Source organism: Arthrobacter sp. NPDC093125 (assembly GCF_044754225.1).
In the GTDB taxonomy this organism is placed as follows: domain Bacteria; phylum Actinomycetota; class Actinomycetes; order Actinomycetales; family Micrococcaceae; genus Arthrobacter.
This window is the reverse complement of record NZ_JBIVOQ010000003.1, coordinates 107009-116940: the sequence shown is the minus strand read 5'-3', so window position 1 is coordinate 116940 and position 9932 is coordinate 107009. Positions and strand designations below refer to the sequence as shown.

Here is a 9932-nt window from a genome sequence, read left to right as displayed (position 1 = left end):
GCGGCGTGCTGGGCTACCCGACCGGCAACGAGGCGTGCGGCCAGGTAGGCAGCGGTTGTCTCCAGCGCTTCCAGAAGGGAAGTATTTACTGGTCCCCCACGACGGGAGCATGGAGCGCCGCCGGCGCCATCGGCGCCCGTTACAGCGCAGCCGGGGCGGTCCGGAGCGGGCTGGGATATCCCACCTCCAACGAAAGATGTGTTCCTTCCCAGTGCGTGCAGTCCTTCCAGCGCGGCTACATCGGCTGGACGACCACCGCGGGTACGCGCGTCTACGCCGTGACCGAGTGCGCCAAGCTCAACAACGGGCAAACCAAGTACTCCGCGTACGGCGCCAACCGGGTACTGCTGACCTTCACCTCCGGCTACAACCGGTCGTACGCCACCAATATTTACTGCGTCCGGATGGCGGGGCTGTACGTCGCCGACTGGAAGACCGACGGCTACGTTGGCGCCTCCGGCTTCAAACCGCCGGGAGTGCCCTCCGGCCCCACCCGCTACCTCTTCTCCCCCACCGGTTCGTACTCTGTGACCGAAGCCTTCGGGCTGGGCAACCCGGGAACCAAGCTCGCATACCGCACGCTGAACCCGAACTCCCGCTGGGGCGGAAACCCTTGGACTCCGACGTACAACAAGTACTTTGAGTCCTCCTCCTGGGTGGGCTGGGACGAGAACATGTGGTACTTCGCCACCCGCTCCACGCATGACTACCGGCAGGGTGTGGTGATCAACTACAACCGCCCGACCATTGTCCAGGACGCAGGCTTCGCCATCTTCCTGCACATGAACAAGGTTCCGACGGCGGGCTGCATCTCCCTGGATGACTGGGCAGTAGTCGACTACATCAGGAAGTCGACTCCTGGAGACCGCATCATCATGGGAACGTACAACGACATCTTCCGGTAAACCGGCAGGAGTCAGCTAAACACTCCGGCGCCAGTGCCGACGGCATAAGCCGCGGCGCTGGCGCCGGTGTTTATGTCGCGTACGGTTTTAAGCCCCAGACGCGCGACTCCGTCAAACGGCGAGGACAGCCGCCTTCCTGCGGCGGGCCTTGGCGATCCGGGTTCCGATAAGGCCCTGCCGTGGGCTGAAGAGATAGACGACGGCGAAGACGGCACCCTGCGTGAGCACCACCATGGCGCCCGAGGCGGTGTCCAGGTAGTAGCTGAAGTAAATCCCGGCAACGGAGCACGCCGCTGACACGGCCGGGGCGATCACCAGCATGCGCGAGAACCGGTCCGTCAGCAGGTAGGCCGTGGCGCCCGGGATGATCAGCATGGCCACCACCAGCACCACGCCGACCGTCTGCAACGCCACCACTGATGTCAAAGCCAGCAAACCCAGCAGCAGCGCACCGAGCCGTTTGGGCGAAAGCCCGATCGCGTGCGCGTGGGTGGGGTCGAACGCGTAGAGGGTCAGGTCGCGGCGTTTCAGGATGAGGATGGCGAAGGCGACCACACCCAGCACCAGCACCTGGATGAGGTCCGGAACGCTGACGCCCAGCAGGTTGCCGAAGATGATGTGGTTCAGGTCCGTCTGGCTGGGTGTCACGGAGATCAGCACCAGGCCCAGCGCGAACAGCGAGCTGAAGACGATGCCGATCGCGGCGTCCTCCTTCACCCGGCTCGTGCTGCGGACCACCCCGATCAGGGTCACCGCGATGAGCGCGAACACCAGCGCTCCCAGCGCGAACGGCGCGCCCACGATGTACGCCAGCACGACGCCGGGAAGCACCGCATGCGAGACGGCGTCGCCCATCAGCGACCAGCCGATCAGGACGAGCCAGCAGCTCAGGACCGCGCACACGATGGCGGCGAGCGCTGTGGTGAGGATGGCCCGGACCATGAAGTCGTAACCGAGCGGCTCCGTCAGGAGGCTGACGAGATCCATGGTTCAGGCCCTTTCCTCGTGGCCAAGGATGTCAGCGACAGGGTCTACGTGTGGCTCCCGCCGCTGAAATCCGGGCCGGGGATATCCTGCCCCGTCCCGGTTCAGGACATCCAGCCCGAAGGCCATGGCGAGGTTCTCCGGCTGCAGCACCACTTCCGGCGCTCCGTGCATCAGCACCTTGCGCATCAGGAGTACGGCTTCGTCGCACAGTTGCGGGAGGGCATGGAGATCGTGGGTCGAGATGAGGATGGTGCAGCCGTCCGCGGCCAGCTCCCGCAGCAGGCGTGTGATGGTGGCTTCAGAACGCTTGTCCACACCCGCGAACGGCTCGTCCAGCAGCATCATCGTGGCGCCCTGCGCGATCCCCCGAGCCACGAAGGCGCGCTTCTTCTGCCCGCCCGAGAGCTGGCCAATCTGCCGGCCGGCAAACTCGGAGAGTTCAACCCGCTCCAGCGCCTCGTCCACCGCGGCCCTGTCGGCTTTGGAGGGACGCCGGGTGAATCCCTGGTGCCCGTAACGGCCCATCATCACCACGTCCTTCACGGACAGCGGGAACTGCCAGTCCACGTCCTCGCTCTGCGGAACGTAACCGATCACACCCTCCCTGCGCGCCTTCGACGGCGGTGCGCCGCTAACCAGCACGCGGCCGGCGTCGGGCTTGATCATGCCCATGATGACCTTGAACAGCGTGGACTTGCCCGAGCCGTTCATGCCGACCAGTCCGCAGATCCGCGCATGCCCGAGGTTGAGGGAGGCGGAGTCCAGTGCGAGCACCTCGCCGTAGTGCACGGTGACGCCCTCCACGAGGATGGCCGGATGCGGAGGGGACTGCTCCTTCCCTGCCTGCCGGCGGGTTATGGACGTGCTCATGTCTGCCCTCCATTCAATGCAGCGGTGATCACCTTGGAGTCATGGCGGATAAGGTCGAGGTACGTGGGGACGGGACCGTCGGCTTCGGAGAGGGAGTCCACGTAGAGCACGCCGCCGAAATTGGCGCCGGTGGCTTCGACTACCTGCCGCATGGGCGCATCGGACACCGTCGATTCACAGAAGACGGCCGGGACCTTGTTCTTCCGCACGAAACCGATGGCCTCGGTGATCTGTTGCGGGGTGGCCTGCTGTTCGGCGTTGACCGCCCAGATGTAGACCTCTTGGAGGCCGGCATCCCGGGCCAGGTAGGAGAACGCTCCCTCGCAGGTCACGAGGGCCCTCTGGTTCTTGGGGACGGCGGCCAGCTTCGCCTTCATTTCATCCTGCACGGCCTGCAGCTTCGCCTTGTACGCCTTGCCGTTCGCCTCGAAGACCTTGGCGTTGCCAGGGTCCAGCACTGAGAAGGCCTTCACCATGTTGTCCACATAGACTTGGACGTTCAGCGGCGACATCCACGCGTGCGGGTTCGGCTTGCCCTGATACGCGTCCTCACTGATGGACATCGCCTCCACCCCTTCACTCACCACGACGTGGGGCACGTCAAGGCCCTCGACGAACTGGGCGAACCACGCCTCGAGGTTGAGTCCGTTGTCCAGGATGAGGTCAGCCTGCGATGCTTTGCGGATGTCCCCCGGCGTGGGTTCATAGCCGTGGATTTCGGCTCCCGCCTTGGTGATCGACTCGACCCGCAGCTTGTCCCCGGCAACATTTTTCGCCACGTCGGCCAGCACCGTGAACGTGGTTAGCACCACCGGCCGCTCGTCGCCTCCGCCGCTGGCGGTGTTGCCCCCGCACCCCACCAGCGCCAAGCAAAAAATTACGACGGCGGCCGCCGCAGTTACGCTCCGGGGGCGCCCGGCGCTGTCGGTTGCCGCACCGGTGCCCGCGAAAGTACGCGCGCTGGAAGCAGGGGGACGGGCGGCATCGGAGTTGCGGCGCAAGGTTGCGCCTCGAAACAGAGTGGATCGGCGGACACCTTTGGCACACCGAAACAGAAAGTTAGGCATACCGAAGATCTTACCCAACGCATTTCAGAGGCTGCAACGACGGCGACCCCTGGTTACAGAGCATTGCCGGCATGGGCCGGTCACCGGTAACCTGTCCGCGGTCCCGCCTGCCGGACTAGGCTGGAGGCATGGTGACAACGCGACGCCCTCTCCCCGCTCAGCGCCCGGACCTCTACCAATTTTCGCCGCTCGACTTCACCACGGTGGCGCTGTACGTGGCGATCGCTGCATTTTTCGCGGTAGCCGGGCAACTGCTCCTGCCGCTGCTCAGGCTGCTCGCGCCCACACCTGCCGCAGCCTCCTATGCCGTGAACCTCGTGTTCTACGGCTGCGTCGGCATCCTGGCGGTGCTTGCGGCCCGTCAGGTTGTGGCGCGCGACCTGAAAGTGCTGGCCACGAGGCCTTGGTTCACGCTTGCCATGATCCCGGCGGCCGTCGTCGCCATGATGATCTTCACCGCGATCCTCGTAGTCGTTGCGGGGACGACGGAAACCTCCGCAAACCAGGCAGGACTGCAGGAACTCATCCAGCAGGTTCCGGCATGGCTCATGGTGCCCCTCATCGTGGTGGTGGGCCCCTTTGTGGAGGAGTACATCTTCCGGCACCTGATGATCGGCAAGCTCAGCCGCCGCTGGAATATCTGGGTCTGCTGTGCCCTGTCCGTGGTGCTCTTCGCCGCCCTGCACATCGTGGGCCAGGAGGCGATCACGCTGCCAGCCCTGATGCCGTACCTCGCCATGGGAGCAACGCTGGTTTTCGTCTACGTATGGACCGGCAACAACCTGATGTTCTCCTACTTCGTCCACGCCGCCAAGAACCTGGTCGCCGCCATCTTCCTGTACACCATCCCGCCGGAGCTGCTTGACCAGATGCAGCAGGTCCAGGGATAACGAGGCCCCGGAAACCGGGCCTGCCCCCTATCCGGTGCGCCCGCCGTCGTCGTAGGGTTTTGTCCCATGGGACTGAACATTCAGATCGCAGTGGACTGCAAGAATCCGCACGACCTCGCCGACTGGTGGGCTGAGACGCTGGACTGGGCCGTGGAGCCGCAGGACGAGGCGTTCATCCGCTCCATGATCGAGAAGGGCTACGCCACCGAGGCGGAAACCACCACCCACCACGGCAAGCTCGTGTGGAAGGCGGGCGCGGCCATCAGGCCCAAGGAGGAACTCGACGTCAAGGCACCCGCCCGGCGACTGCTGTTCCAGACCGTTCCCGAGCAGAAGACCCTTAAGAACAGGGTGCACTGGGATGTGCGCCTCGACGGCCGGGACAAGGACGAGGTCCGCGCCGAACTCGAGGCCCGCGGCGCCACCTTCCTCTGGACCGCCAACCAGGGGCCGCACGAATGGCACACCATGGCGGACCCCGAAGGCAACGAGTTCTGCATCAGCTGACGCCATTACTAGACTTGGGACGGTGAGCAACGAAATCCCCGCCAAGGTATCCGACGTCTTTGACCCGTCGCGTTGGCGCACCGTGTCAGGCTTCGACGACTTCCAGGACATGACCTACCACCGGCAGGTGGAACGGGATGCGTCCGGCGCGGTGATACGGGATCTGCCCACCGTGCGCATCGCTTTCAACCGCCCCGAGGTCCGCAACGCGTTCCGCCCCGGCACGGTCGATGAGCTCTACCGAGCCATGGACCATGCCCGGATGACGCCGGATGTGGCCACCCTACTGCTCACCGGCAACGGCCCCTCCCCCAAGGACGGCGGACACTCCTTCTGCTCCGGCGGGGACCAGCGGATCCGGGGGCGGGACGGGTACCGGTATGCGGACGGCGAGACCAAGGAAACCATCGACCCCGCACGTGCCGGCCGCCTCCACATCCTGGAAGTCCAGCGGCTCATGAGGACCATGCCCAAGGTGGTCATCGCCGTCGTCAACGGCTGGGCCGCCGGCGGAGGCCACTCGCTGCACGTGGTCTCCGACCTGACCATCGCTTCGCGCCAGTACGGCAAGTTCAAGCAGACCGACGCCACCGTGGGCAGCTTCGACGCCGGCTATGGCTCCGCGCTGCTGGCCCGCCAGATCGGCCAGAAGGCTGCCCGCGAAATCTTCTTCCTGGCCCGCGAGTACTCCGCCGAGGACATGGTCCGGGTGGGCGCGGTGAACGAGGCCGTGGACCACGAGCGCCTCGAGGAGGTGGCTCTCGAATACGCCGCGGACATCGCCCGGCAGTCCCCGCAGGCCATCCGCATGCTGAAATTCGCCTTCAACCTCGCCGACGACGGCCTGGCCGGCCAGCAGGTCTTCGCCGGCGAAGCCACCCGCCTGGCCTATATGACCGACGAAGCCGTTGAGGGCAAAGAGGCGTTCCTCGAGAAGCGCGACCCGGACTGGTCCAGGTTCCCGTACTACTTCTAGGCTGCTCCCCATCCAGGCAGCCCCACCACCCCTAAGGCGGACAGCGTGAACATCGAACCAGCCCTGAAGGCCCTGGCAGCCGCCCTCCACGGTGAGGGCCCCGCCGTCGAGCTTTCCGCCGGCCCCAACGGCGAGCCCGTGGTGTCCTTCGTGGAGACGCCCGGGATCGAGGACGCTGCGGTGGTGGTCCGGACGTCGGGCTCCACCGGCACGCCCAAGGCCACCGTCCTCACCGTGGACGCCCTCGCCGCATCGTCCATGGCCACAGCGTTCGCGCTCAAGGGTGAGGGCCAGTGGCTGCTGGCGCTCCCCCTGCAGTACGTCGCAGGCGTCCAGGTGCTGGTGCGGTCGCTCTTCGCCGGCACGCGCCCGTGGGCCATGGACCTCTCCAACGGGTTCACTACCGAAGGGTTCACCGCCGCGGCCCTGGAACTGACCGACAAGATCCGTTTCACGTCCCTGGTCCCGGCACAGCTGAAGCGGCTGCTGGATGACCCCTCGGCGGACACCCTCGCGGTGCTGCGCCGCTTCAACGGCATCCTGCTCGGCGGCGGGCCCGTTTCCCAGGCGCTCCTCGGCGCTGCCCGCGACGCCGGTCTGCGGGTGGTCACCACCTACGGCGCGGCGGAAACCGCCGGCGGCTGCGTGTACGACGGTTTTCCCCTCGAAGGCGTGGCGGTCCGCGTGGCCGAGGACGGCCGGATCCACCTCGGCGGCGCCACCCTCGCGGCGGGTTACCTCGACGCTCCCCGGCTGACCGCCGAGGCCTTCACCGACGACGACGGCATCCGCTGGTACCGCACCAATGACCTCGGAACGCTGGACTCCGACGGCAGGCTGACAGTGCTGGGCCGGGCCGACGACGTGATCATCACCGGGGGCGTCAAGGTCTCGGCCCTGCACGTGCAGGAAGAGCTGGAAAAGTTCGACGGCGTGACGGCGGCTTTTGTTGCCGGCGTGGAGTCGGCGGCGTGGGGACAGGCCGTGGCCGCGTACGTAGCTGTATCCGACGGCGCCTCTTTGGACGGTTCCTCCGGTGCTTCTCCCCTTGCAGCCTCAGGCACGGACCCCGGCGCCGCCCTCGGCGCCGCCCTCGGAGCCGCGCTGGCGGAGCAATGGCACCGCACCCTGGGGCTGCTGGCCCCCAAGACCGTCCTGCCGGCCAGCGGGCTGATCATGCTGCCCAACGGCAAACCCGACAGGCTGGCAATGATTGAACGGCTCAACGCCCTGCATCAGGGAAAATAGATTCGGTCTGCTCCGCCGCGGCCCGTCGTTGCGGAGCGGTTTTTGCAGTTCCGCCGCGCTTCCTGCGCGCGCAATGTTCCACCCGACCAACATGAGGTATTTACCGTGGCTACAGCCGCACAATGGATCCAAGGCGCCCGCCCCCGCACACTTCCGGCCGCGATCGCCCCTGTCCTGATCGGTACCGCGGCCGCATACGAAATGGACGCCTTCCGTCCGCTGAATGCCGTCCTGGCGGCCCTCGTGGCGCTGCTGCTGCAGGTCGGCGTCAACTACGCCAACGACTACTCGGACGGCATCCGCGGCACAGACGAAAACCGCGTGGGACCGCTGCGGCTGGTCGGCTCGGGGGCGGCCGGCGCCGAGCACGTCAAGTACGCGGCGTTCGGCGCCTTCGGGCTGGCCATGCTGCTGGGGCTCGTGCTCGTCGTCATGACCCAGACGTGGTGGCTGCTGCTTGTGGGCGTGGGCTGCATCATGGCGGCATGGGGCTACACCGGGGGCAAGAACCCGTACGGCTACATGGGCCTGGGCGAGGTCTTCGTGTTCGTCTTCTTCGGGCTCGTGGCCACGCTTGGCACCACCTACACGCAGGCCGGCCAGGTCAGCCTCCCCGCCGTTATCGGCGCCATCGGCACCGGCCTCATCGCCTGCGCCCTCCTGATGGCCAACAACGTCCGCGACATCCCCACCGACACCAAGGCCGGCAAGCGGACCCTCGCCGTGCGCCTCGGCGACAAGCATGCGCGGGAAAGCTACGTCCTGATGCTCGCCGTCGCGATCCTGCTGGTGGTGATTCTCGCGCCCACACGGCCCTGGATGCTGATCGTCCTGCTGCTCATCCCGGCCAGCCTGATGCCTGCCTGGCTGATGATCAACGGCCGCAAGCGCAAGAGCCTCATCCCGGTGCTGAAGCAGACGGGCCTGATCAACCTTGGCTACGCCGCCCTGTTCTCCCTGGGCCTGTTCCTGAGCCACGGGCTGTAGGAGTAAGGCGCCCCAGGCCGGGTGTTACGCCTCGGTGCTCCGCGGGTCGGTGCTCCCCGGGCCGGTTTTCCGCGGGCCGTTCTTCGCGATGCCGTTTTTTGGGATGTCGTTGCGGACGGCGACGTCCGGGTGGGTATCCGTCAGGCGGTCCTCAGCCTCGGCGTCGTCCACTTCACTGGCGGTGCGCAGGGGCTTGGCCCGGCCCGAGAACCGCGCGTGGAGGGAAGCGGCTGCCGCATCGCGCTGCTTCTGGAGGAACAGGTAGCTGATGGCGAAGGAAATAAGGCCTGCGCAGACCACGGCGAGGAGCCAGCCCAACTCCAGGAACACGAAGAGCGCAAACAGCGGGACGAAGAGGGCGAGCCGGATCAGGGAGTATTTCACAAAAGCCACTATCCAAGTTTAGCCGTCATCCCTGGACGCGGCCTGCGCAATGAGTTGACGGCACCTGCCCGGGCCTCCAGACTGCCCAGAGTTCATTTCGTCTGCGGGGAATCACCCGTCACAGAAAGTTCGTGTCCGAGTGCCGGAAATCCGTGGCAGCGGTCGTGTGCATACTGTAATCTCCGCCGGGGCACGTGACAGCTAGACTGATTGCATGCTCCGAGTTGCCATTGCAGTCGCCATCCTCGCCATCTACGTCTATGGGCTGGTGGATGTGATCCGGACTGATGCGGCCCTCACCAGGGGCTTCTCCAAAACAACATGGATCATCATCGTTGTCTTCCTGCCCATCATCGGTGCTGCCCTGTGGTTCCTGATCGGCCGGCCCCGCTATGAGGCTCCAGTCCGGCAGGCCTACCCGCACCCCACAGCCCCCGATGATGACCCCGACTTCCTCCGCAACCTGGAGCAACGCCGCCGCAAACAGGCGGAAGCGGAGCGGCTGCGGAAGCTGAAGGACGACCTCGAGGCCAAGAAGCGCCAAGCCGACGGCCCATCCGGCTCGGGGAATTCAGGCGCACCGGGCGCACCGGGCGCCGGAGACGCCAGCGCCGAGGGCAACCCCGAGGTCAAGTAGCACCCGGCGTCAGGTAGCACCCGGGCCCGCGCCCAGGATCTCCAAAGTCCATGCCATGGTGTCCGGATACCTGGCGAGACCGGCATCACGCTGCTGGTGAGGGCGCAGGCCTTGGCTTTGGCCACAGGCGCAGTCGTCAGTCATTCAACAGCTGCCGTGCTCTGGGGTTTCCCTTGCCGCCCAGGCTCGGCCTTAACGGCGGGGCGGGATTCCAGACCAGAGGCCACGCAACCGGCAAGGCTGACATCCATGTGACCTGCCAGCCCGGCGAAAGGTCAGTGAGGCGCAAGAACACAGTCGGACACCAGTCCGTCCTCAAGCCCGATGAAATTACGACTGGTCGTCACCTGCCATGCACCTCTCCACTGCGCACCTGGTTCGACCTTGCCGGCCTCCTGAGCCTGGACGAGCTGGTAATAGCAGGCGACTTCCTTTTTCGGCGGAAGAACGCCCTGTCCGCTCCGGCCGCCTTGG

At 66.1% G+C, this 9932-nt stretch carries 10 protein-coding genes and 1 pseudogene; 7 read left to right on the top strand and 4 right to left on the bottom strand.

The window, feature by feature from the left end:
- A pseudogene (locus ACIP9X_RS07795) lies at positions 1 to 905 on the top strand (hypothetical protein); the annotation flags it as partial.
- A 111-nt stretch (positions 906 to 1016) separates the two neighbouring features.
- Here ACIP9X_RS07795 and ACIP9X_RS07790 read toward each other — a convergent pair.
- Genes ACIP9X_RS07790 through ACIP9X_RS07780 form a run of 3 tightly spaced genes read right to left on the bottom strand, consistent with a single transcriptional unit; the run spans position 1017 to position 3640 of the window.
- On the bottom strand, positions 1017 to 1892 hold the full coding sequence (locus ACIP9X_RS07790) for a metal ABC transporter permease (protein ID WP_400479150.1): 876 nt from the start codon (positions 1890 to 1892) through the stop codon (positions 1017 to 1019).
- 3 nt (positions 1893 to 1895) lie between these two features.
- Entirely contained in the window at positions 1896 to 2762 is an 867-nt protein-coding gene (locus ACIP9X_RS07785) for a metal ABC transporter ATP-binding protein (protein WP_400479149.1), read from the bottom strand.
- Positions 2759 to 3640, bottom strand: coding sequence for a metal ABC transporter substrate-binding protein (locus ACIP9X_RS07780; RefSeq protein ID WP_400479489.1), 882 nt, complete (start codon positions 3638 to 3640; stop codon positions 2759 to 2761). Before ACIP9X_RS07780 ends, ACIP9X_RS07785 begins: the two co-directional genes overlap by 4 nt.
- Before the next feature lie 317 nt (positions 3641 to 3957).
- On the opposite strand from ACIP9X_RS07780, the gene ACIP9X_RS07775 reads away from it, so the two are divergent.
- From ACIP9X_RS07775 to ACIP9X_RS07755, 5 genes are all read left to right on the top strand, one after another.
- On the top strand, positions 3958 to 4719 hold the full coding sequence (locus ACIP9X_RS07775; RefSeq protein ID WP_400479148.1) for a lysostaphin resistance A-like protein: 762 nt from the start codon (positions 3958 to 3960) through the stop codon (positions 4717 to 4719).
- Between the two features lie 66 nt (positions 4720 to 4785).
- Positions 4786 to 5226 carry a VOC family protein gene (locus ACIP9X_RS07770; RefSeq protein ID WP_400479147.1) on the top strand — a complete coding sequence of 147 codons (441 nt, stop codon included), beginning with the start codon at positions 4786 to 4788 and terminating at the stop codon, positions 5224 to 5226.
- A gap of 22 nt (positions 5227 to 5248) precedes the next feature.
- Positions 5249 to 6202 (top strand): 1,4-dihydroxy-2-naphthoyl-CoA synthase, encoded by a 954-nt coding sequence (locus tag ACIP9X_RS07765; protein WP_400479146.1) that lies wholly within the window; start codon positions 5249 to 5251, stop codon positions 6200 to 6202.
- A gap of 45 nt (positions 6203 to 6247) precedes the next feature.
- Positions 6248 to 7450, top strand: a complete 1203-nt coding sequence (locus tag ACIP9X_RS07760; RefSeq protein WP_400479145.1) for an AMP-binding protein — start codon at positions 6248 to 6250, stop codon at positions 7448 to 7450.
- A 105-nt stretch (positions 7451 to 7555) separates the two neighbouring features.
- Positions 7556 to 8437 carry a 1,4-dihydroxy-2-naphthoate polyprenyltransferase gene (locus ACIP9X_RS07755; protein WP_400479144.1) on the top strand — a complete coding sequence of 294 codons (882 nt, stop codon included), beginning with the start codon at positions 7556 to 7558 and terminating at the stop codon, positions 8435 to 8437.
- Positions 8438 to 8461: 24 nt separating this feature from the next.
- Here the strand turns inward: ACIP9X_RS07755 and ACIP9X_RS07750 are convergent, their stop codons facing one another.
- Positions 8462 to 8830, bottom strand: coding sequence for a DUF4229 domain-containing protein (locus ACIP9X_RS07750; RefSeq protein ID WP_400479143.1), 369 nt, complete (start codon positions 8828 to 8830; stop codon positions 8462 to 8464).
- A 205-nt stretch (positions 8831 to 9035) separates the two neighbouring features.
- On the opposite strand from ACIP9X_RS07750, the gene ACIP9X_RS07745 reads away from it, so the two are divergent.
- The gene (locus tag ACIP9X_RS07745; protein WP_400479142.1) at positions 9036 to 9458 is read left to right on the top strand and encodes a PLD nuclease N-terminal domain-containing protein; all 423 of its coding nucleotides are present in this window, start codon (positions 9036 to 9038) and stop codon (positions 9456 to 9458) included.
- Positions 9459 to 9932: the final 474 nt, after the last annotated feature.

What these genes read in the sequence shown, in the direction of transcription:
- ACIP9X_RS07790 (WP_400479150.1), bottom strand. Translation starts at nt 1,892, where the DNA reads ATGGATCTCGTCAGCCTCCTGACGGAGCCGCTCGGTTACGACTTCATG.
- ACIP9X_RS07785 (WP_400479149.1), bottom strand. Translation starts at nt 2,762, where the DNA reads ATGAGCACGTCCATAACCCGCCGGCAGGCAGGGAAGGAGCAGTCCCCT.
- ACIP9X_RS07775 (WP_400479148.1), top strand. Translation starts at nt 3,958, where the DNA reads ATGGTGACAACGCGACGCCCTCTCCCCGCTCAGCGCCCGGACCTCTAC.
- ACIP9X_RS07770 (WP_400479147.1), top strand. Translation starts at nt 4,786, where the DNA reads ATGGGACTGAACATTCAGATCGCAGTGGACTGCAAGAATCCGCACGAC.
- ACIP9X_RS07745 (WP_400479142.1), top strand. Translation starts at nt 9,036, where the DNA reads ATGCTCCGAGTTGCCATTGCAGTCGCCATCCTCGCCATCTACGTCTAT.